Source organism: Spirosoma aureum, from assembly GCF_011604685.1.
Classification (GTDB): Bacteria; Bacteroidota; Bacteroidia; order Cytophagales; family Spirosomataceae; genus Spirosoma; species Spirosoma aureum.
The window spans coordinates 6853413-6876184 of sequence record NZ_CP050063.1; the positions used below are offsets into that span (position 1 = coordinate 6853413).

At 52.8% G+C, this 22772-nt stretch carries 16 protein-coding genes; 8 read left to right on the top strand and 8 right to left on the bottom strand.

Annotation, left to right across the window (positions count from 1 at the left end):
- The first annotated feature begins 69 nt into the window (after window positions 1-69).
- The 4 genes from G8759_RS27225 (at window position 70) to G8759_RS27240 (ending at window position 2687) form a co-directional block, all read left to right on the top strand.
- The gene (locus G8759_RS27225; RefSeq protein WP_167215537.1) at window positions 70-936 is read left to right on the top strand and encodes a methylated-DNA--[protein]-cysteine S-methyltransferase; all 867 of its coding nucleotides are present in this window, start codon (window positions 70-72) and stop codon (window positions 934-936) included.
- A 109-nt stretch (window positions 937-1045) separates the two neighbouring features.
- A complete protein-coding gene (locus G8759_RS27230) occupies window positions 1046-1741 on the top strand; it encodes a 2OG-Fe(II) oxygenase (RefSeq protein WP_167219313.1) in 696 nt (231 codons plus the stop codon).
- Window positions 1738-2001, top strand: a complete 264-nt coding sequence (locus G8759_RS27235) for an Ada metal-binding domain-containing protein (RefSeq protein WP_167215540.1) — start codon at window positions 1738-1740, stop codon at window positions 1999-2001. The genes G8759_RS27230 and G8759_RS27235 overlap by 4 nt, the downstream gene beginning before the upstream one ends.
- Window positions 2002-2057: 56 nt before the next feature.
- Entirely contained in the window at window positions 2058-2687 is a 630-nt protein-coding gene (locus G8759_RS27240) for a Uma2 family endonuclease (protein WP_167215543.1), read from the top strand.
- A gap of 1 nt (window position 2688) precedes the next feature.
- On the opposite strand, the gene G8759_RS27245 is transcribed toward G8759_RS27240, so the two are convergent.
- A complete protein-coding gene (locus G8759_RS27245) occupies window positions 2689-4173 on the bottom strand; it encodes an aminotransferase-like domain-containing protein (RefSeq protein ID WP_167215546.1) in 1485 nt (494 codons plus the stop codon).
- Window positions 4174-4321: 148 nt separating this feature from the next.
- Here G8759_RS27245 and G8759_RS27250 point away from each other — a divergent pair, with 148 nt between their 5' ends.
- The 4 genes from G8759_RS27250 to G8759_RS27265 all read left to right on the top strand — a co-directional run bounded on the left by G8759_RS27250 (window position 4322) and on the right by G8759_RS27265 (window position 6849).
- Window positions 4322-4951 carry a pyridoxamine 5'-phosphate oxidase family protein gene (locus G8759_RS27250; protein WP_167215549.1) on the top strand — a complete coding sequence of 210 codons (630 nt, stop codon included), beginning with the start codon at window positions 4322-4324 and terminating at the stop codon, window positions 4949-4951.
- Window positions 4952-4957: 6 nt separating this feature from the next.
- Window positions 4958-5590, top strand: coding sequence for a LysE family translocator (locus tag G8759_RS27255; RefSeq protein ID WP_167215552.1), 633 nt, complete (start codon window positions 4958-4960; stop codon window positions 5588-5590).
- 137 nt (window positions 5591-5727) lie between these two features.
- Window positions 5728-6360 carry an FMN-binding negative transcriptional regulator gene (locus G8759_RS27260; RefSeq protein WP_167215555.1) on the top strand — a complete coding sequence of 211 codons (633 nt, stop codon included), beginning with the start codon at window positions 5728-5730 and terminating at the stop codon, window positions 6358-6360.
- Window positions 6361-6372: 12 nt separating this feature from the next.
- Entirely contained in the window at window positions 6373-6849 is a 477-nt protein-coding gene (locus tag G8759_RS27265) for an OsmC family protein (RefSeq protein WP_167215557.1), read from the top strand.
- A 214-nt stretch (window positions 6850-7063) separates the two neighbouring features.
- On the opposite strand, the gene G8759_RS27270 is transcribed toward G8759_RS27265, so the two are convergent.
- From G8759_RS27270 to G8759_RS27300, 7 genes are all read right to left on the bottom strand, one after another.
- Window positions 7064-7492 (bottom strand): LytR/AlgR family response regulator transcription factor, encoded by a 429-nt coding sequence (locus G8759_RS27270; protein WP_167215560.1) that lies wholly within the window; start codon window positions 7490-7492, stop codon window positions 7064-7066.
- Between the two features lie 161 nt (window positions 7493-7653).
- Complete coding sequence (locus G8759_RS27275; RefSeq protein ID WP_167215563.1) at window positions 7654-8232, bottom strand: RNA polymerase sigma factor; 579 nt, start codon at window positions 8230-8232, stop codon at window positions 7654-7656.
- Window positions 8233-8440: 208 nt separating this feature from the next.
- A complete protein-coding gene (locus tag G8759_RS27280; protein WP_167215565.1) occupies window positions 8441-12517 on the bottom strand; it encodes a hybrid sensor histidine kinase/response regulator transcription factor in 4077 nt (1358 codons plus the stop codon).
- Between the two features lie 224 nt (window positions 12518-12741).
- Entirely contained in the window at window positions 12742-14415 is a 1674-nt protein-coding gene (locus G8759_RS27285; RefSeq protein ID WP_167215568.1) for a putative Ig domain-containing protein, read from the bottom strand.
- On the bottom strand, window positions 14409-19922 hold the full coding sequence (locus tag G8759_RS27290; protein WP_167215571.1) for an immunoglobulin domain-containing family protein: 5514 nt from the start codon (window positions 19920-19922) through the stop codon (window positions 14409-14411). Before G8759_RS27290 ends, G8759_RS27285 begins: the two co-directional genes overlap by 7 nt.
- Window positions 19923-20184: 262 nt before the next feature.
- The gene (locus G8759_RS27295) at window positions 20185-22071 is read right to left on the bottom strand and encodes a beta strand repeat-containing protein (RefSeq protein ID WP_167215574.1); all 1887 of its coding nucleotides are present in this window, start codon (window positions 22069-22071) and stop codon (window positions 20185-20187) included.
- Window positions 22072-22121: 50 nt separating this feature from the next.
- Window positions 22122-22631: a hypothetical protein gene (locus G8759_RS27300; protein ID WP_167215577.1), complete on the bottom strand. Its 510-nt coding sequence runs from the start codon at window positions 22629-22631 to the stop codon at window positions 22122-22124.
- Window positions 22632-22772: the final 141 nt, after the last annotated feature.

Here is a 22772-nt window from a genome sequence, read left to right on the forward strand (position 1 = left end):
ACTCCGCAAGAATCGGGTTTGCTACCCGTTGGGTTATGGCGACTTTTGTATAGTCAAAACACAAATACTATGACAACGAACAGCACCCACACGTATCAGCAGATTGCCCGCGCCATCGAACACTTGACGGCCCATTTTCGGGAACAACCGTCCTTAAGCGAACTGGCGGAGAAAGTGAATATGAGCGAATTTCATTTTCAGCGGTTATTCACAGAATGGGCTGGTGTAAGCCCCAAGAAATTTAGCCAATACCTAACCCTCGAACATGCCAAAACCCGGCTTCGTAAGGGTGATCCTCTGGCAGATGTCGCTTATGATTCCGGCCTTTCCGGAACGGGCCGGTTGCACGATCTATTCGTAACCATCGAAGGCGTTACACCGGGACAATTCAAACAGGCAGGCTCTGGCCTCGATCTGTTATACGGCGTGTTCGATAGTCCATTTGGCGAGTATGTATTAGGGGCTATCAATGGAAAAATCGCTCTTTTGCATTTCCTGAACGATGAAAACGATCCCGAAAGCATTCTGGCATCGGCATGGCCCGAAGCATCGCTGCATCACGATCCAACAGTTGTTCAGTTTCTGGCTGACCAGATTTTTCCGACAACCGATGGTATGACCACGGAAGCCATCCCCCAGAAATCAGACAAACCGCTGTCTGTTCTTGTACGCGGGTCTGCCTTTCAGCTAAAAGTATGGGAAGCATTACTGAAAATCCCGGAAGGCAAACTGGCGAGTTACGACCAGATTGCCGAAGCCATTGGTCAACCCACAGCTTCGCGGGCAGTCGGCACGGCCATCGGTAGTAATCCGGTCGGTTATCTGATCCCATGTCACCGGGTCATCAAAAAAACGGGGCTGTTTGGCGGGTATCGCTGGGGAACGAAACGCAAACAGGCCATGCTCGGCTGGGAAGCTGCACGGCTTGACAGTTAAGATTTTGTAGAATAAGGAAAGCCCAACGTAGTGACGAAAATACCATAATTAAGCGTCAAGGATTTTGTGATTTCCGTCGCTACGTTGGGCTCCTGGTGTAACTCATATGATGACTCAAGAAACAATTGACTGGCCCTATTACCAGTCTGACCTATCCCAAACCGGGTTCACTCTACTACCCTCATTCCTCTCATCCGAAGAATGTCGTGAGCTGGCAAACTTGTTCGACGAGCCAAACCTCTATCGAAAAAGCATTGTCATGCAGAATCACGGCTATGGCAGTGGCGAATACAAATATTTCAGCTACCCGCTCCCATCAGTCGTCGATACGCTTCGGCATGAATTGTTCACTCAATTGTCGCCCATTGCCAACAACTGGAATGAAAAATTGGGAATTAACCTGCGCTACCCGACCGATCTTGACGAATGGCTTTCCACCTGCCACGCAGCCGGACAAACCCGCCCAACGCCATTGATTCTGAAATACGGCCCTGGCGACTGGAACGCGCTTCACCAGGATATGTATGGTGTGCTTTATTTCCCGTTTCAGGCTGTCCTTTTTCTGAGCCAGCCGGGCCAGGATTACACGGGCGGGGAGTTCGTTATGCTCGAACAGCGCCCAAGGATGCAGTCAAAAGCAACGGTATTACTGCCAGAACAAGGGCAGGTTCTATTGTTCACGACTAAATACAGACCCGCTCAGGGCACTCGGGGCTACTACCGCGTGGCCATGCGGCACGGAGTTAGTGAAGTGCGAACGGGAACCCGCGTCAATGCGGGGCTTATTTTTCACGATGCCGCATGATTCGACATACAGATTTAGGATCATCTCCATTTGCCCAACGCCGAAAACTAACAGACTTAATCCAGCAGGGACTCATTACGTTGGGCGGCAACCGTCCCGGTAAGATCTACGGTCGGCTGGACTGCCGGGCAGGGAAACGCATGAAGCCCGAAAACCGAGTGTTTTTCCGGAATGAAACCGAAGCACTTGAACTACGTTATAGACCGTGCGCCGTGTGTTTACCAGGAGCCTATAAAGCCTGGAAAGAAAGCGATAAGTAACTTGCCAATACCATTTTTTTACATTAAACTTGTCTAGTCACAAATTCAACAAATGTATGTCATCTGTTGCTGAGGGGAAGTCCCAACGTCGGACCAATCGCCTGTCTACCAGAAACATTCCCCCTGCCCTCGTTTACGAAATGTGGAGTGGAAAACCCGTCTATTATCAGGGTTATCGAGACGTTTTATCGGGCAAGAAAACAATTGAAGAAGTTATGTCGTGTTCCGATTTACAGGGAGTGTTAGTGTATTTACTAGGTCTTTATATTGGGAATACTATAAATCGTAAGAAATATCTGATCAGTTCGAATGAATCCGGTCTCCATTTAGCCCATAATGATAATCTCGGCAATGATCTGGTCATCTTTGAAAAAGAGAAAGTTGGCAAGCTAAAAGGTAAATTCTTCGACATACCGCCTAAAGTTGTTATCGAGGTTGATATCAAAGCAGATGTATCTGAGTTCGAGGGTAAATTGGATGGGTACTTGATTCAGAAATCACAGAAATTAATTGAGTTTGGGGTCGATAAAGTTCTTTGGGTTATTACAAGTGCCCAAAAGGTTTACGTCATTGACCGCAATGATCCAACCTGGTACGTAGTTAACTGGTCAGAGAATATATCAGTGCTCGACGATTGCATTTTGAATATAAAGCAATTACTTGACGACGAGGAAATTACACATTAGCTCAACGTACATTCCTGAGCACCATCACGCTTCGTTCCAGTTCCTCCTCTGTGCTCGACGCAAAACCCAGCCGAGTACCATTCAAGTGATGGCCGGGTGGATTATGAAAAACACCGCTCGACAGAAAAAGACCTTTCTGGCCTGCACGGGTAGCCAAAGCATCCATATCAATCGCCGGATCGAAACGCGCCCAGACGGCCATACCTCCATCGGGTTTCGTGAACTGGACAGTACTGGCCAATTCACTGGTTAACAACTCGCAGAACCGATCCCGACGAACGTGATAGGTGCGTAGAGCCTTGCGAAAATGACGTTTCAAATCGCCGGATTTAAATAACTGTCCAATAGCAAACTCCAGCATGGGATCGCCCTGTCGATCAATGATACGCCGTAGCCGGGCCAGTTCGTCGATCAGTGCGGTTGGGGCCACCACATAGCCGATCCGAAAAGCCGGAGCAACCGACTTCGTCAACGAACCGACATAAACAACCATTCCTTCCCGATCAGCGCTCGCCAGTGGGAGAATCGGGCGGCTCAGGTAGTGAAAATCATAATCATAGTCATCTTCCAGAATGGCAAACCGGTATTGTTCAGCGAGTTGCAGGAGCCGAATACGCCGATCGGGTCGGAGTGTAACCGTGGTTGGATAATGGTGATGCGGAGTCACAAATACCATCCGGATAGTGCCCTTTTGCTCACATAAACGAGCCAGTGCATCAACATCTAAACCATGTTGATCGACCGGAACGGTCAGAATCGTGGCGCCGGTTTTTCGAAAATTCATCGTAGCACCTGCCCAGGTCGTTTCGCCCGTTACGACGATGTCGCCGGATCGCAGTAAAATCTGGCTCGTCAGATGCAAACCCATAATGCTTCCACGAGTAATGAGTATGTTCTCGGGAGTAGTCCGCAGCCCTCGGGTTTCGTTCAGATGAAGAGAAAGCTGTTCTCGTAACAGCAGATGCCCTTTCGTATCGCCGTAACCGAAATGGGTCTGTGGATTTCCCCACCGGAAATACGAGCGATAAGCCCGGCTTAATTCGTCCATTGGAGCCAGTCGAATATCTGGGAACCCATCGTCGAGGTGTAAACCAGCCGAGTTAGTCAACACAGGCCGTATCAGAAAATTGAGCGAATCGAAGGCATAACCCGGCAGTGTTCCGGTGCTATCCGTTCCCAAAACGCTGGCTGTATTATCGTTGCTCGCCAATACTTGCGGTTTGATTTCAGGAAAATGAGCGGCCACATAGGTGCCACTGCCAGCCCGGCTTTCGAGCCAGCCCTGCGCCAAACCCTCATCATAAGCGGCTACAACCGTCTGCCGATTCAACTCAAGTAAGTCGGCCAGATGACGTGTTCCGGGCAATCGCTGGCCCGCCACGAGCGTTCCTGCGCGAATAAGCTGGCCCAGTTGTTCGCTTAACTGTAGAAAAACTGGGGTTGGCAATGTCTTGTCAACCTGAATCAGCGATTTGAATGGTGGCATAACTGGACTAGCAGAAATCTAAAAACTGGACGACTTAAGTAGGCCGGCAAATAACGACATTTGTTTTGAAAATGAACAGGGCATCTGATTTTGGGAAAGTTGTTGTCTACTTATCCGTATCGAACGTCCTGCCTAAAAATCACCAACGATGCAAACCGCCCGCACAACACCCAGTCGTTTAGCCAAGCGTGCTCATTACGACGAAGCCACAATTCACCCAATTCTGGACGAAGCACTTTTCTGCACGGTTAGCTTCGCCATCGATGGGCAGCCGATGGCCATTCCAACCGCATTCGCCCGAAAAGGCGACCGGGTTTATATTCACGGGTCGGTTGGCAGCCACTTCATTCGTACAATCGAACAGGGCGGGCCGGTCTGCATTTCAGTGATGTTGACGGATGGACTTGTTCTGGCCAAATCGGCGTTTCATCACTCGGTCAATTATCGTTCGGTGGTCATTTTTGCAACTGCCGAGAAAGTAACCGACGAGAACGAACGCATGGAAGCGCTGGCACTGATCACCGATCACCTGATTCCTGGTCGCTGGGACGATCTTCGCCCAACGACCAGCAGTGAAATGCGGAAAACGACCGTGCTGGCTTTTTCGCTGGCCGAAGCGTCGGCCAAAATACGCACCGGTGGTCCCAATGACGACCCTGAAGATGAAGACCTGCCAACCTGGGCGGGTGTAATTCCAATGCAGACAGTCCGATTAACCCCGCTTACAGCCGAAAATAGCCTAGGGACACCATTGCCTGATTATTTACAGACCGCTTGACACCAAATGATTCCTGCCAACGAATTACTCCTTTTTGCGCTGGCTGCACTGGGTCTCGTACTCAGCCCTGGCCCGAACATGATTTACCTGATTTCCCGCTCCATCACCCAGGGACGACGGGCAGGTTTAGTGTCGCTTGCCGGTGTTTTGGCTGGGTTTCTGGGCCATATTTTTCTGGTTTCTTTTGGATTATCAGCTGTGTTTCTGGCAATTCCACTGGCTTATGACCTCCTACGATGGCTCGGTATTGGCTACCTGCTCTACCTAGCCTGGGAAGCCGTTAAACCCGGCAGCTCCTCCCCCTTCCAGACGCGCAACCTGTCGCATGATTCTGACTGGAAGCTTTTCCGGATGGGTCTACTGACCAATGCGCTCAATCCGAAAGTAGCCCTGTTTTACCTATCATTTTTTCCGCAGTTTACGCACCCTGAATACGGTTCGTTACTGACTCAAAACGTTCAGTTGGGCCTGACTCAGCTAACCATTAGTGGATCCGTCAATATGGTTATCATACTATCAGCCGCCAGGATGGCCAGTTGGTTTCAGGCTCGTCCGGTTTATATTCGGGTTCAGAAATGGTTTATGGCCAGTATTCTGACAGGGCTGGCTGTGCGCATGGCCATCGACAAAGGGAAATAAACAATACTGGACTTTCACAAAAAGCCACGGTCCGCCGTGCGGTGCCACGGTATGATTTATCCCGATAGTTAACCGTGGTCCGGCTTTTTGTGAAAGTCCTGCAATAATCAATAGCCGATATCAACAACTACACGACAATGTATATACCACACGCCTTTCAGGAAACCGACCGCCCTACCCTGTTGCAGTTCGTCCGTGATAACTCCTTTGCATTACTTGTTACGACGGGCTACGATGGTATTCCGGTAGCCACTCATCTGCCCATTGAACTCCTGGCTGATACCGATGGCCAATTTCAATTAGTTGGCCACCTGGCCAAAGCCAATCCGCAATGGAAATTATTGGGACAGAATCGTCCCGCACTGGCCGTATTTTCGGGACCGCATAGCTACATTTCCTCTTCGTGGTACGATCATGTTAACGTACCCACCTGGAATTATCTGTCGGTGCAAATCACGGGTCGAACAACGATGCTGACCGACGGTGAAACCCTTGATTTTCTGCGCCAGCAGGTAGATCGCTATGAGGCTCATTCAGCACATCCGGTATCCGTTGAAAGTATGACCGTGGACTACGTTCGGAAACAGATGAGTGGTGTGGTCGCTTTCAGAATGACGATTGATACGATGCAGGGGGCGGCCAAGCTCAGTCAAAATCGAGATGACAAAAACTACCAATCTATTATTGCCGAACTACGTCAGACAGGTAATGCTGACGCAGAAAAAATGGCCAATGTAATGGCTACCCGACGACCTACGATTGACAAGTAATACCAATGCATTATGGCAAAGCAACACACCTACGCGTTAACCACTCAATGGACTGGCAATAAAGGCGAGGGAACCGCGAATTACCGGGCATACGACAGAGATCATATTGTATCGGCCGAAAACAAACCCGACATTCCAGCCTCATCGGACCCGTCGTTTCGGGGTAATAAAAGCCGATACAATCCGGAAGAATTGCTTGTTGCTTCGCTGTCAAGCTGCCATATGCTCTGGTACCTGCATTTGTGTGCCGAAGCAGGCGTTGTTGTTGTCGACTATACAGATCAGGCAACAGGAACAATGATAGAGACACCAGACGGTGGTGGCCATTTCAGTGAAGTAACGCTTTCGCCAGCTGTACTTGTCACCCACGAATCAATGATTGCCAAAGCCAACGAGTTGCATCATCAGGCCAACAAATTATGCTTTATTGCCAATTCCTGTAATTTCCCGGTTTATCATAAACCCATCTGTAGAGTCGCAGAAAAATAATCATTCCAGAATACATACCAGTCATGAATGTGGTTAATTAGAAACCGATAAGCTGGTCCGCCGGTGCGGTTTTTAAAACCTTATCGGTTTAAATGGGCCGACCAATAAGTATGGCTACAGACTAAATCCAGGAAAAGAAAGAAATGTAAATTTTGTATTCATTTGGGCTGAAAAAAGTATAAAACGACAGCAAATTTTAGTGATCGACGAGCAGCTAATCCGGAACGATCGAATCGAGGGAAATACCATTCACCTCGGTCGTCGAGCCATTATCGTTGTCAAACAGTTTCCGATAAATTTTTTGAATTGCCGCCCACCGACGACGCGAAACCGGCAGCACATCACCCGAATGCAGATAAACCAGTCCGGTATTGTCCGGCTGGACAGGTCCCAGATAAGCTATGTACTGGAGGTTGATGATGCAGTTGCGATGAGTCCGTATGAACCACTCTCTAGGCAACTGGGGTTCGTAATATTTTAAGGTGCGGGGAAGAAGCATCCGTTGCCCATCTTTCCAGTGAAGCCAGCTGTAGTTACCGGTGGCCTGTAAAAACATGAGATCAGCAATCGGACGGCTAATTTTGCCCGTTTTATGGGCGTGCATTTTGAGCATGTCTCCGGGTTGTAGGAGCGACTGTTTCATAACATACAAAAAAAAGGAAGGTTGAAAAGAATCGTCGAGTAAATTGAGGGCTTGAAATTGGCTGCTAAATAAAGTCAATCTATATACGTCTGCTACCACAAGTGTTGCAATCTTTAACACTCATGTTACATTTCGCTATTTTATTCATATTGACTGAGTTATTAGTAATCTATACCAGTCTGTATTGCCTGTAGTTTATCACGCGTTCTCTTCAGACGCATCTTTACCGCACTTTCCGACAATTTGTAGTGTTCGCTGAGGTCTCGAATTGATAAGCCCTGTTCATACTTAAGTCGAAGTAAGGTTAGCTCCTCGTCGGGTAATTTCATAAGGGCCAGTTCCTGAGCTTGTATCCGCCGTTCAACCACCTCCTTCAGGCGTATACCTGGTATGCCATCAATCAGCTCCTCGTCCGATAGCGTATCCGATAAATCATAGGACAAGGGCTCGGTTTTAAGCTGCTTGTTTAACCGAAGCCGATCCAGACAATAATGGTATGAAATGGCGTACAGCCAGGTAGAAAACGAGGAGCGGTTCTGGAAGGAGTTCAACTTGGCAAATACCTTGATGAAGATGTCCTGAGTATAGTCCTGAGCGTCGGCAGAATCATTAGTCATAGCCAGGCAGGTCCGATACACTTTATGGGCATATTGATTATAGAGTACTTCAAAGCTGTTGTCAGAATAACTGGTCTGAAACGTATCGATTATCTGGTTGTCGGCTGAACGTTTTTTTTTCATGGTGGCAGAAAAATTCTATAAAGTGAGTCAGTAGAAGACATGAAGCGATTCAATGGATCAATCAACCCTGTCAATAAGTCCGCAAGTTGCGGCACTGATGATTGGCCTGCTAACACACTCGTTGCATTCATTAGCACTTATGTTACATGACAATAAAAAAGCCCGGAAATCCGGGCTTTAATGGCAAAACTATGTTCTGTGAACAGGCTTAACCCAACGTTGATGTGGGCTTGCCATATTGGGAAGGCAACACGCCATAACGCTCCTGAAACACTTTGGCAAAGTAAGACAGATTGTCGAAACCAACTGAATAAGCAACCTGGGTTACGTTCTGTTGGCCTTCGGTCAGTAGTTCGGCGGCTCTGGCAAGCCGGATATCCCGGATAAAGGAGGTAGCAGGTTTGTTGGTTAACGCTTTGAGTTTACGGTGAAGTTGCACCCGGCTTAGATTGGCTGCATCGGCCAGTTCCTCAACGGTAAATCCGGTATTATCTATTTGCGGAATAACAAGCGCCGTCAGCCGGTCGATAAACTGCTGTTCAGCCGTTAATGGAGCCGGAATGTTTATCTGGCTATCCGGAGTGGGCTGGCTCGAAGAAAACCATTGGTACAGGCGTTCGCGCTGCCCGATCAGATTGCGTACTCTGACCTGAATTTCAGACCGGTTGAATGGCTTGGTCAGGTAGTCATCGGCTCCTAGTTTAAAGCCTGCAATTCGGTCTTCGACAGTAGCTTTGGCCGTCAGCATGATCACAGGAATATGACTGGTAGCTGGCTGCATTTTCAGGGCTTCACAGAAGCCAAATCCATCGAGCCGGGGCATCATCAGGTCGCAGATAACAATGTCAGGCAGTGTAGTGGTCGCTTTTTCGAGGCCGTCCTGTCCATCAATGGCTTCTATGATCTGATAATCCTGCTCAAAAATGCTACGTACATACGACCGGATGTCTGCGTTATCGTCGATGATCAGCAGAATGTTAGCAGTTCCAGGCGCGGAGGGGTCCAGATTCCCGGTTTCCGCTGGTATGGATACGGATGCAATAGGAGCTGACAGAGCGAGTTCAGTCCAGGATGTCGGCGTCCTATCGATCGTCATCAGCGGCAGTGCAACCGTAAAGGTAGTACCAAGCCCTTCAGCGCTGACAACGTCGATCGTACCATTCAGCACCCTGACCAGTTCATTGACCAGTGCCAGCCCAATACCGGTGCCTTCGTACGTACGATTTAGCTTGCCATCGACCTGATAAAATCGGTTGAAAATATTAGGCACATGTTCGGGCGGAATGCCAATACCGGTATCCTGAATCGTTACCAGCAATTGACTCACAGCCCCTTCGCCAGGATAATGCAGGTCCATGCTGACGTTGTTGCCAGCCGGGGTAAATTTAAAGGCGTTGGAAAGCAGGTTCGTCACTATTTTTTCCAGTTTATCCCGGTCAAAACGAGCCCACCACGTCGCTTGATTTTGATCGAATGAAAACGCAATTCCCCGGCTTTCGGCTAAGGAGCTGAATGAACCAGCTATCATTCGAAAAAAAGCAGCTATATCACCCGGCTCCAATTCGGGCTTTAATTCCCCCGCTTCCAGTTTCCCCAGATCGAGCAGTTGATTGATCAGGGTCATCAGCCGATGGCCGTTTCGCTCCATCAGCATCAGTTCAGGATGATGGGGAAATTGTTTTTTCAGGTTGTCCAGTGGACCTAAAATCAGGGTTAGGGGTGTACGGAATTCGTGAGAGATATTGGTAAAAAACTCGGTTTTCAGACTATCAAGCTCTGCTAACCGATTCGCTTCCTTTTTCTCAAAAACAACTTGTTGCTCAAGTAATAGTCGCTGGGTCTGAACCCGGTAAAGCTGCCAGCCCACCACCGCGATTATTATCGCATAAAGCAAATAAGCCCACCAGGTTTGATAAAATGGCGGATGAATTCGTACCTGAAGCTCGATAGGTTTGCTCCAGACTTCACCATCAACCGAACCCATCATCCGAAAAGTGTAGTTCCCTGGTGGCAATTGAGCATAGTTAGCAAAGCGGTTGGTACCCGCCGATACCCAACCCTGATCAATTCCATTAAGCCGGTAGCGATATTGATTTTTGGCTGAGTTTGCAAAGTCCATCAGCCCGAATTCGAACGTAATCAGGTTCTGGGTGTGTGACAGATCAAGCTGTTGCCTGTACTCAATCCCTTCGGTCAGTATCCCATCGGAGCTGCCCACGTCAACGGTTTCATTGTTGACTTTCAAACCAATCAAATGTGCTCGTGAAGTTGGGCCATTGGCCCGAACCATGTCGGCGGCCCGAAACGTCGTTAAGCCATGTATGCCCCCGAACATCAACTCACCCGATTGGCTTTTGAAAAAGGAACCCGTATTGAACTCATCATCCTGTAGGCCGTCGGCTTTGGTGAAGTTGCGAAACGTTTTAGTTTTTGGGTTGAACTGTGCTAAGCCCCGGTTGGTACTTAGCCAGAGATTCCTGAACTCATCCGCCAGTATTCCATACACTACTTTATTGGGCAGTCCTTGTTTTTCAGTGATATGATCGACGTAGCCCGTCTGTTTATCCAGGCGATCCAGCCCGCTGCCTTTGGTGCCCACCCAGAGGTAGCGGGCTGGCTGGTTTGGGTCGTTAAGCAGGCTTAACACAAAATCGTTGCTCAAACTCCGACGGTTCGTCTGGCTATTTTTATAGAGCGAAAAAACCGGCCTTGTCTGCGGGTGATCGGCCCGTACCAGCCCCTGCTGGGTACCGATCCAGAGCGTACCGTCCTGATCGAAGTAGAGCGTATAGGTTTCTATTTCGGCTCCTTTCTGCGGCAACAGGGATTGATACGAAAAAATCTGAAATTTTTCAGTCTGGGGATCGAATTGAAGCAGTTTGCCATTGATGGCTCCAATCCACAGCTTACCGAATTTATCTTCAACGGTCTGGTTGTTGTAGAAACCAAATGATGTATTGGGGGGCAGAGGATATTTTTTGAGGAGTTGCCAATCGGCACTAAACTTAAACAGATACATTTCGTGCGTCTGGAAGTTCGTGTTCGATACCCAGAACGTACCCCGATGATCCTGCATCATATAGCGTTGCCGTTTATCAACGGGCGGCAACCTATCAGGCAGGAAAGAGTGTGTCCGGTTATTAGCCCGATCAAGAAGTTCATACACAAACTCATGCCGTACATAAACCCGGCCCTTCCGGTCGGCATACAGATAAGAAAGGGTTTTAGCAGGCAGTAACGAATGGAACTGTTTTATTTTGGGGTTGAATTTTCGAAGACCATAGCCACTTGTTCCCAGCCAGATATTGCCCGTCTGATCTTCGAGCAGCGTAGTAATGGCATAGAGATTGCCGGGCAGGGCGGTAAACGCATTATGTGCCGTCAGGCTGTCCTGCTCCATGAGATCGTCAGGCGAAATCAACCACAAGAGCCCACCCTGAGCAATAGACATTTTTTTCGGATTGATCTCTCTAATGACGGCATCCTCATTTTTTGGCAGATAAATAGTTTTCAGCCTGCCATGATGACGATAGAGGATTTTGTTGTCTTTAAGGCCAAACAACGCATCCTGATTTATATTCGTGTATACAGTATAGGCCCCCAGGAATTCATCCGTAAAAAGAGTGAACGTACTTCCTTTCTGAGGATATTGCCAGTTAAATGACAGTAAACCCGTATTGCATACCAACATAGCCTGACCGTCGGGCCGGAAACTAATTTGCCCAAGGCCACCAGTCTTCTTCTCATCAGTCGGAATTTGTGTGAGTTGAACCTGATCAGCAAAATTAGCGTGATTGGGAAAGCTGTTTTTAAGCGAAGCAGCTAAACTGATTTTTATCAATTTAGTCTCCTCCGCAATCACCCAGATAGCACCCTGTGGATCTTCGAACAGCCAGTTAATGGCATAATTTCCTGCATTGGAAGACGACTGATCACGAATATCGAGATGATAAAACCGCTGGGTGCGTGTATCCAAGAGATTCAGTCCCTGATTGAGTGTACCCACCCACAGCCTCCCCCGGCTATCGACCAGCATCGTTGAGCAGTTGTTATCCGAAAGGCTGTATTCGTTATAGGGGTCGTGGGTAAATACCTTGAAGTTATACCCATCGAAGCGGTTTAGTCCATCTTTGGTAGCTACCCAGATAAATCCCTTCTGATCCTGTTTTAAATCGAAAATCATCCCCTGCGACAGACCATCGGAAATAGTTAATTCCTGCCAGCCGTTGTGCTGGGCAGGGAGTACACCAGGAAGAAGTAAAATCAGAAAGTAGAGGACCCGCATTTAAAATGCTCAATTTATAGTCAATAATACGAAAAAATAGAAGGGATGTAGATGATCCAATGATGAGATGATTAGTGAATAAATTGCACCAGTCCCTTTCTCCTATATGCTCAACCAGAGAAAAGGGCAAAAAAAAGACTGCTAGTACTGACCAGATCAAGTCAGTACTAGCAGTCTTCATTAATCAATTTGGGCACGCTGGTGCCGGTATCAGTCCATCAGGATTACCGTTTGAGAATCTTAACCGTCTGACGCTGAGCAGGTGTACTAACCTGTAGGATGTATTGACCCGCGGGCTGACCTAACTCCACTGCCTGAGGCTGAGACAACTCGCTTGAACCGACTGTTCGCTCGCTGACCACATTCCCCTGGCCATCCACGACCCGAAGTTTAACCTCCTGGTTACCAGAACCCTTGATCAGAACATCTGCACGGTCGCTTACCACCGGGTTGCCCAGCACCTCTACAACCAATGGCGCTACAGCCTCAACCCCTACCCGTGCACCCGTAGAGCACACCGCCAGCCAGTTGTAGACATAGCTTGCTTCACCGGCACTCCCACTCTGGGTCGCTTTCAGGGTGATGCTTGGATTGTCGGTATACAGATTCAGACTGTAGGGACCCGCGTTGGTCGTCGCCGGCAACTCATTGACCACCGAGAAACTGATCGGCTGACCGCTCACCCCTGCATATATCGGCGTAAAGCTCAATCGACGCTGACCCACACTCAGCACCTCACAACTCACCGTGTTCACACCTGTGATGCTGAATCCGGATGGCGGGTTGCTCGGTTCGCTTACCGTTACACTCACCGTGCCTGCCACCGTCTGCGACACCGGCGATGTGGCATCACTCACCACCACCCTAAAGGTCTGTACACCCGCACTCAATCCCGACACCGTCGCGGAATTCCCGCCAGGATTGATACTACCCGGACCCGTAAACACATAACTGTATGGACCCGTCCCACCCGATACACTCGCGGTCAACGTCGTTGATCCACTCGTCACTAGCTGGCTTGGAGTCGCTGTCAGATTCACCGTCAGCGGACCCACCACCGCCGGTAAGACGGTCAGGTCAAAACTCGTACTCGCGCTCAGGCTGCCCGGATCGGTCGCCGTCAGCACCACCGTCGAGACTCCACTCCCGTTCGGCGTACCCGATAGCTGGGTACCCACCAGACTCAGCCCTGCCGGCAGGCCACTGGCCACCAGTGTGATCTGATTCGGCGTTTCCTGATCGGCAAAGGTATTAGCCAGATTCAGACTATACCCCTGACCCACGACTGCCGTCTGATTACCCACCGGACTGTTCAGGCGAGGGGGCGTGTTGTCCTGGCCTGCACTGGCACAGGCCGCTAACCAGTTGTAGCTGAAACTAGCCACCTCCACACTGCCTGTTTGCGTCGCTTTTAAGCTCAGCACCGGATTGTCCCGGTATAAGGTCAGCGAGTAGGGAGCCGGATCGGTCGTGGGAGCCAGTTCATTGACCACCTCAAAGGCAATCGACTGACCGGTCAATCCGGCATACCGAGGGGCAAAGTTGATGTTGATCCGGTCCGCTACCGGTGTACAACTGATCGTAGTTACCCCCGTAATAGCGAAAGGCTGAGTCGGCGGTGGAGTCGTCGTGGCCGGCAGCACCGTAAGTAACAACGGCGTGCTCACCGAGAGTCCACCCGGATCGGTCGCCGTAATACTCACCGTGAAGGGAGAGCCTACGGTCGTGGAGGGTATTCCACTCAGGGTGGCTCCCACAAAACCCAGGCCTGCTGGCAACCCACTGGCCGACAGACGCAGACTTAGGGGGGTCTCGGTGTCGGTGAAGGTGCCTTCAGGAATCACATAGGTGAAATAGGTGCCCGCCGTGGCCGTCTGGCTGCTGAGGCTACTTACCACCCGGGGGGGGTATTAGGCGACTCCGAGGTGCGACAGGCCGCCAGCCAGTTGTAGACATAGCTGGCTTCGGGTGGCGTACCGCCCTGAATGGCCTTCAGCGTGAGCGTTGGATTATCGGTATAGAGCTGGAGGGTATAGGGTCCCGACTCGGTGGTGGGCAGCAATTCGTTGGCCACCGAGAAAGACACGGGCTGACCGTTGAGACCGCTGTAGCGGGGCGTAAAGCTGACACTGAAGCGGTTGGGCAGAATCGGTGTGCAACTCAGAGTCGTCACGGCCGTGATGGCGAAGGGGGCCGTCTGCACGGGATTGACGGTGAGGGCAAAGGCCGTCGAGGTCAGGCTGTTACAGGCTCCACTGACGACCACGATATAGCTACCCGCATCGGCGATCTGGACATTGGTCAGCATCAGCGTAGCCGAGGTTTGCCCCCCAACGGGGCTGCTCAGGTTGTCTTTGAACCATTGGAAGCCGGTAGGATTGCCACTGACGGCAATGGCAGTGGTGACATTAGCACCCACCGTAACCGTGGAGGCTGAAGCGGGCTGCTGGGTGAAGACGATGGTTTGGTCAGGTTGTTGACTCACCTCCACACTGGTTACGGCCGTACAGCCGCTGCCCGAGGTCAAGGTCACCGAATACGTCCCCGCTGAACTCACCGTCAGGATGGGACTCGTCGAGCCCGTGTTCCACAACACACTGCCCACGCCCACTGCTGTCAGACTCACACTTGGACTGGCACAGGTTAGGGTCGCACTGCTGGGGTTGATGCTCACCGAAGGGGCGCTCTGATCGGCACTCACCTCCACACTGGCCACAGCCGTACAGCCACTGCCCGAGGTCAAGGTCACCGAATACGTTCCCGCCGTACTCACCGTCAGGATGGGACTCGTCGAGCCCGTGTTCCACCGCACACTGCCCACACCCACTGCCGTCAGACTCACACTTGGGCTGGCACAACTTAGCGTAGCTGAGGAAGGATTAATGCTCACCGAAGGCGCACTCTGATCGGCGCTCACCTCCACACTGGTCACGGCCGTACAGCCACTACCCGAGGTCAAGGTCACCGAGTAGGTCCCCGCTGAACTCACCGTCAGGATGGGACTCGTCGAGCCCGTGTTCCACCGCACACTGCCCACGCCCACTGCCGTCAGACTCACCGAAGGACTGGCGCAGCTCAGGGTCGCACTGCTGGGGTTGATGCTTACCGAAGGGGCACTCTGATCGGCGCTCACCTCCACACTGGTCACGGCCGTACAGCCACTACCCGAGGTCAAGGTCACCGAATAGGTCCCCGCTGAACTCACCGTCAGGATGGGACTCGTCGAGCCCGTGTTCCACCGCACACTGCCCACGCCCACCGCCGTCAGACTCACACTCGGAGTGGCACAGGTTAGGGTCGCACTGCTGGGGTTGATGCTCACCGAAGGGGCACTCTGATCGGCACTCACCTCCACACTGGCCACAGCCGTACAGCCGCTACCCGAGGTCAAGGTCACCGAATAGGTCCCCGCCGTACTCACCGTCAGGATGGGACTCGTCGAGCCCGTGTTCCACCGCACACTGCCCACGCCCACCGCCGTCAGGCTCACACTTGGACTGGCACAGCTCAGGGTCGCACTGCCGGGGTTGATACTCACTGAAGGCGCACTCTGATCGGCGCTCACCTCCACACTGGTCACGGCCGTACAGCCACTGCCCGAGGTCAAGGTCACCGAATACGTCCCCGCCGTACTCACCGTCAGGATGGGACTCGTCGAGCCTGTGTTCCACCGCACACTGCCCACACCCACCGCCGTCAGACTCACACTCGGAGTAGCACAGGTTAGCGTAGCTGAGGAAGGATTAATGCTCACCGAAGGCGCACTCTGATCGGCGCTCACCTCCACACTGGTCACGGCCGTACAGCCACTGCCCGAGGTCAAGGTCACCGAATAGGTCCCCGCTGAACTCACCGTCAGGATGGGACTCGTCGAGCCCGTGTTCCACAACACACTGCCCACGCCCACCGCCGTCAGACTCACACTTGGACTGGCACAGCTCAGGGTCGCACTGCCGGGGTTGATACTCACTGAAGGCGCACTCTGATCGGCGCTCACCTCCACACTGGTCACGGCCGTACAGCCACTGCCCGAGGTCAAGGTCACCGAATAGGTCCCCGCTGAACTCACCGTCAGGATGGGACTCGTCGAGCCCGTGTTCCACAACACACTGCCCACGCCCACCGCCGTCAGACTCACACTTGGACTGGCACAGCTCAGGGTCGCACTGCCGGGGTTGATACTCACTGAAGGCGCACTCTGATCGGCGCTCACCTCCACACTGGTCACGGCCGTACAGCCACTACCCGAGGTCAAGGTCACCGAATACGTCCCCGCTGAACTCACCGTCAGGATGGGACTCGTCGAGCCCGTGTTCCACAACACACTGCCCACGCCCACCGCCGTCAGACTCACACTTGGACTGGCACAGCTCAGGGTCGCACTGCCGGGGTTGATACTCACTGAAGGCGCACTCTGATCGGCGCTCACCTCCACACTGGTCACGGCCGTACAGCCACTGCCCGAGGTCAAGGTCACCGAATACGTCCCCGCCGTACTCACCGTCAGGATGGGACTCGTCGAGCCCGTGTTCCACCGCACACTGCCCACGCCCACCGCCGTCAGACTTACACTCGGGCTGGCACAGGTTAGGGTAGCTGAGAAAGGATTAATGCTCACTGAAGGCGCACTCTGATCGGCACTCACCTCCACACTGGCCACGGCCGTACAGCCACTGCCCGAGGTCAAGGTCACCGAATAGGTCCCCGCCGTACTCACCGTCAGGATGGGACTCGTCGAGCCCGTGTTCCACCGCACACTGCCCACGCCCACCGCCGTCAGACTTACACTCGGGCTGGCACAACTTAGCGTAGCTGAGGAAGGATTAATGCTCACCGAAGGCGCACTCTGATCGGCACTCACCTCCACACTGGTCACGGCCGTACAGCCACTGCCCGAGGTCAAGGTCACCGAATACGTTCCCGCCGTACTCACCGTCAGGATGGGACTCGTCGAGCCTGTGTTCCACAACACACTGCCTACGCCCACTGCCGTCAGACTCACACTTGGACTGGCACAACTTAGCGTAGCTGACGAGGGAGTGATACTCACCGAAGGGGCTGCCGTCGAACTACTCACCGTCGTCGTTGTCGTACTGTAACAACCCGTCTCAGTATTGGTCACTGTTACTGAGTAGACGCCGGATGCGTTGACTACCGCGACACCTGTTTCAGCATTCTGACTCAGAATACCGGGTCCACTAAAGGTATAGTCATCTCCTCCCTCGGCAGTCAGCGTCAGGCTAGACTGAGCGCATGTCAACACACCACCATTGCTGGCCGTTAGCGTTGGCACAGGAGGAGCATTGACGGTCAGTTCATAAGTAGCCGTAGCCGATTGTCCACTGCTGGTCACTGTCAACGTGAAGGCTTGGATGCCAGCCACCAGGGTCGTCAAATTCTGACTGAAGCTGGTGTTAGAGCTGGTTCCGGTAGTCGTACTACTGCCGTTTGTCAGCGTGTACGCATAAGTTCCTGTTATATTGGCAATGTTCGCGCTGAAAGTCACCTGGCCCCCTACACAAATGGGGTCAGGGCTTGCTGTCAAGTCGGCAATCGTCGGCGTGGCATCAAGCACGGTCAGCGGATAGTTTGCTCCCTCACCTGAACACCCATTGGAATCCGCAGCCCGGACCGTGATCGTGAAAGGTCCACTCTGGGTAGGAATACCCGATAACACACCTTCAGGACTCAGATTTAATCCTGTAGGCAAACTGCCGCTGGCTAGACTGAAGCTATAGGGTGCCACTCCACCTGAAGCGGTAAAGGTTTGACTGAAGGCTGTACTCAGGGTGGCCGTGGTAACGATCGGATTATTAACTGATATCGAAGCCGTGGTACTAAATATGGTTGTGCTGGCCGTACCTGAGCATCCAGTAATTGGACTAGTCGCTGTCACCGAATACGTGCCCGCCATGGTCACCGTGCGGGTGACACTGGTCGAGTTGTCATCCCACCGATAGGTACCGCCCCCCGTAGCTGTCAGGCTCAACGAGGTGGTCGTACAGGTCAGGGTGGTGCTGGCCGGGGCCAGAATGTTGGCCGTCGGAGCGGTGGTGTTGCCCGAGATGACCTGACTGTCCACCGCCGTACACCCGTTGGGACTAGTCACTGTTACGGAATAGGTACCGGCTGTGGTGATCGTGCGGGTGGCGCTGGTCGAGTTGTCATCCCAGCGGTAGGTACCCCCGCCCGTGGCTGTCAGGCTGATCGAGGTGGTCGTACAGGTCAGGGTGGTGCTGGCCGGGGCCAGAATGTTGGCCGTCGGAGCGGTGGTGTTGCCCGAGATGACCTGACTGTCTACCGCCGTACACCCGTTGGGACTAGTCGCTGTCACCGAATACGTGCCCGCCGTGGTCACCGTGCGGGTGGCGCTGGTCGAGTTGTCATCCCACCGATAGGTACCGCCCCCCGTAGCTGTCAGGCTGATGGCGGTAGTCGTACAGGTGAGGGTGGTGCTGGCCGGGGCCAGAATGTTGGCCGTCGGAGCGGTGGTGTTGCCCGAGATGACCTGACTGTCCACCGCCGTACACCCGTTGGGACTAGTCACTGTTACGGAATAGGTACCGGCTGTGGTGATCGTGCGGGTGGCACTGGTCGAGTTGTCATCCCAGCGGTAGGTACCCCCGCCCGTGGCTGTCAATGACAGACTGGTGGTCGTACAGGTCAGGGTGGTGCTGGCCGGAGCCAGAATGTTGGCCGTCGGAGCGGTGGTGTTGCCCGAAATGACCTGACTGTCTACCGCCGTACACCCGTTGGGACTAGTCACCGTCACCGAATACGTGCCGGCTGTGGTCACCGTGCGGGTGGCATTGGTCGAGTTGTCATTCCAGCGATAGGTACCGCCCCCCGTAGCTGTCAGGCTGATGGCGGTAGTCGTACAGGTGAGGGTGGTGCTGGCCGGGGCCAGAATGTTGGCCGTCGGAGCGGTGGTGTTGCCCGAGATGACCTGGCTATCTACCGCCGTACACCCGTTGGGACTAGTCACCGTCACCGAATACGTGCCCGCCGTGGTGATCGTGCGGGTGGCACTGGTCGAGTTGTTATCCCATCGATAGGTGCCCCCGCCCGTGGCTGTCAATGACAGACTGGTGGTCGTACAGGTCAGGGTGGTGCTGGCCGGAGCCAAAATGTTGGCCGTCGGAGCGGTGGTGTTGCCCGAGATGACCTGACTGTCTACCGCCGTACACCCGTTGGGCGCCGTCACTGTCACCGAATACGTGCCCGCCGTGGTCACCGTGCGGGTGGCGCTGGTCGAGTTGTCATCCCACCGATAGGTACCGCCCCCGTAGCTGTCAGGCTCAACGAGGTGGTCGTACAGGTCAGGGTGGTGCTGGCCGGGGCCAGAATGTTGGCCGTCGGAGCGGTGGTGTTGCCCGAGATGACCTGACTGTCCACCGCCGTACACCCGTTGGGACTAGTCACTGTTACGGAATAGGTACCGGCTGTGGTGATCGTGCGGGTGGCGCTGGTCGAGTTGTCATCCCAGCGGTAGGTACCCCCGCCCGTGGCTGTCAGGCTGATCGAGGTGGTCGTACAGGTCAGGGTGGTGCTGGCCGGGGCCAGAATGTTGGCCGTCGGAGCGGTGGTGTTGCCCGAGATGACCTGACTGTCTACCGCCGTACACCCGTTGGGACTAGTCGCTGTCACCGAATACGTGCCCGCCGTGGTCACCGTGCGGGTGGCGCTGGTCGAGTTGTCATCCCACCGATAGGTACCGCCCCCGTAGCTGTCAGGCTGATGGCGGTAGTCGTACAGGTGAGGGTGGTGCTGGCCGGGGCCAGAATGTTGGCCGTCGGAGCGGTGGTGTTGCCCGAGATGACCTGACTGTCCACCGCCGTACACCCGTTGGGACTAGTCACTGTTACGGAATAGGTACCGGCTGTGGTGATCGTGCGGGTGGCACTGGTCGAGTTGTCATCCCAGCGGTAGGTACCCCCGCCCGTGGCTGTCAATGACAGACTGGTGGTCGTACAGGTCAGGGTGGTGCTGGCCGGAGCCAGAATGTTGGCCGTCGGAGCGGTGGTGTTGCCCGAAATGACCTGACTGTCTACCGCCGTACACCCGTTGGGACTAGTCACCGTCACCGAATACGTGCCGGCTGTGGTCACCGTGCGGGTGGCATTGGTCGAGTTGTCATTCCAGCGATAGGTACCGCCCCCCGTAGCTGTCAGGCTGATGGCGGTAGTCGTACAGGTGAGGGTGGTGCTGGCCGGGGCCAGAATGTTGGCCGTCGGAGCGGTGGTGTTGCCCGAGATGACCTGGCTATCTACCGCCGTACACCCGTTGGGACTAGTCACCGTCACCGAATACGTGCCCGCCGTGGTGATCGTGCGGGTGGCACTGGTCGAGTTGTTATCCCATCGATAGGTGCCCCCGCCCGTGGCTGTCAATGACAGACTGGTGGTCGTACAGGTCAGGGTGGTGCTGGCCGGAGCCAAAATGTTGGCCGTCGGAGCGGTGGTGTTGCCCGAGATGACCTGACTGTCTACCGCCGTACACCCGTTGGGCGCCGTCACTGTCACCGAATACGTGCCCGCCGTGGTCACCGTGCGGGTGGCATTGGTCGAGTTGTCATTCCAGCGATAGGTACCGCCCCCCGTAGCTGTCAGGCTGATCGAGGTGGTCGTGCAGGTCAGGGTGGTGCTGGCCGGAGCCAGAATGTTGGCCGTGGGGGCCGTGGTGTTACTTGTGATGACCTGACTGTCTACGGCGGTGCAGCTACCAGTTGCTGTGACCGTTACGGAGTAGGTGCCTGCAGTGGTGACCGTGCGGGTGGCACTGGTCGAGTTGTTATCCCAGCGGTAGGTACCGCCCCCCGTAGCCGTCAATGACAGACTCGGTGTGCTACAGGTAATCGTTGTGCTTGAAGGAGTGAGTATAGTAGCTGTCGGTAGCGGATTGACGGTTAACGTAGCCGCATTGGAGTTGGTGGAGCCGCCAGCGCCCGTAGCAACACAGCGATACTGATAACCATTGAGCCCCGCTACATTGCTGATGTTTAAGGTCGTGTTTGTGACACCGGAGTAAGGAGTCGTATTACTCAAATCAGTAAAACCACCACCAGTATTGACCTGCCATTGGTAGCTTGTGGCATTAGATGCCGCAACGGTGAAGGTAGTACTACTGCCCGAACAAACACTTTTTGTAGTAGGACTGGTTGTGAAATTAGGCGGGGCAGTATAAGTATAGGTAAAGGAAACAATATAGGTGCACCCCCCTCCCGACGGGGTAATTTTGGCGTAGAGTGTTTGTTCACCGGCAGATAGACCCGAAGGTGTAAACGTGTTGGGTGCAGTGAATGTACCCGCCGATGCGGTGGCATTCGCGTTTTTATAAATACCATTCACTGTTCCCAAAAATGTACCGGTATAGGTGAAGATGGTATTATTAGTCGGGTTATCATTGACAATCACCGAGCCGTTGTTATTGGTTATTGTCCCTGCCGAGCCGTACTTTAATACACCATTGTTGGTAAATACGCCACCGCTCAAAACATTAATGCTTCCACCTACAAACGTATAGCCACTGTTGTTAAATCTAGCAATATCGGTCATTAAAATATTATAGGAAACCACTATAAACTGACCACAGGCATAATTGTTGATTATAGCAGAAGAGTGAGTTCCTGAAACACCCCCCCCATTTCAACCGCCGTATTATTATTAGACGAATTTATCCGTATAAGACCATAATTTTCTACGAGTGAGTGGTCATCGCCGGGGCCGAATACACCGGCAACAGGCCCACCTCCAGCGGATTCCATAGCAAGGGTGCCATGATTGATCAGTGTTGAGTTTATATTCAGGTCAACATACCGATACAAGGTTCCATCACCCCTCACATTGAGGGTTGCCCCTGAGCTTATTGTCAGCGTTTTTTGATATATAAGTATACTGGTTACCGTAGCGGTTGTTCCGGTTGCAATAACAGGGTTTCCGGTTCCATCTCTAATTAAAACGTTGTCGGATGCAGTGGGTACCCCCACAGGGTTCCAGTTATTGGCCGTATTCCAATCCGTATTGGTATTACCTGTCCAGAATTTGTTACCGGCAAAGAGGTTGTGGGACAAACATAAACTCAGTGCGAGAAAGAGAAAGTAAACGTTTAGTTTCATAAAGATTGAGGTAAGTTTCTATGCTAAAAATGGTTGGATCAACACAATGAATAGTGAAATCGCTACTATATGTGCAGACTATTGATGTGCCAACTGGCCGTCAATGGGTCAACCGGCGGTAACGGACTAGTCAGATTTCAT

Excerpts from the sequence above, each read along its gene's own strand:
- G8759_RS27240 (WP_167215543.1), top strand. The coding sequence starts at position 2,058 with ATGTCATCTGTTGCTGAGGGGAAGTCCCAACGTCGGACCAATCGCCTG.
- G8759_RS27245 (WP_167215546.1), bottom strand. The coding sequence starts at position 4,173 with ATGCCACCATTCAAATCGCTGATTCAGGTTGACAAGACATTGCCAACC.
- G8759_RS27230 (WP_167219313.1), top strand. The coding sequence starts at position 1,046 with ATGACTCAAGAAACAATTGACTGGCCCTATTACCAGTCTGACCTATCC.
- G8759_RS27295 (WP_167215574.1), bottom strand. The coding sequence starts at position 22,071 with ATGACCGATATTGCTAGATTTAACAACAGTGGCTATACGTTTGTAGGT.
- G8759_RS27280 (WP_167215565.1), bottom strand. The coding sequence starts at position 12,517 with ATGCGGGTCCTCTACTTTCTGATTTTACTTCTTCCTGGTGTACTCCCT.
- G8759_RS27255 (WP_167215552.1), top strand. The coding sequence starts at position 4,958 with ATGATTCCTGCCAACGAATTACTCCTTTTTGCGCTGGCTGCACTGGGT.
- G8759_RS27275 (WP_167215563.1), bottom strand. The coding sequence starts at position 8,232 with ATGAAAAAAAAACGTTCAGCCGACAACCAGATAATCGATACGTTTCAG.
- G8759_RS27225 (WP_167215537.1), top strand. The coding sequence starts at position 70 with ATGACAACGAACAGCACCCACACGTATCAGCAGATTGCCCGCGCCATC.
- G8759_RS27265 (WP_167215557.1), top strand. The coding sequence starts at position 6,373 with ATGGCAAAGCAACACACCTACGCGTTAACCACTCAATGGACTGGCAAT.
- G8759_RS27235 (WP_167215540.1), top strand. The coding sequence starts at position 1,738 with ATGATTCGACATACAGATTTAGGATCATCTCCATTTGCCCAACGCCGA.
- G8759_RS27270 (WP_167215560.1), bottom strand. The coding sequence starts at position 7,492 with ATGAAACAGTCGCTCCTACAACCCGGAGACATGCTCAAAATGCACGCC.
- G8759_RS27250 (WP_167215549.1), top strand. The coding sequence starts at position 4,322 with ATGCAAACCGCCCGCACAACACCCAGTCGTTTAGCCAAGCGTGCTCAT.
- G8759_RS27260 (WP_167215555.1), top strand. The coding sequence starts at position 5,728 with ATGTATATACCACACGCCTTTCAGGAAACCGACCGCCCTACCCTGTTG.
- G8759_RS27300 (WP_167215577.1), bottom strand. The coding sequence starts at position 22,631 with ATGAAACTAAACGTTTACTTTCTCTTTCTCGCACTGAGTTTATGTTTG.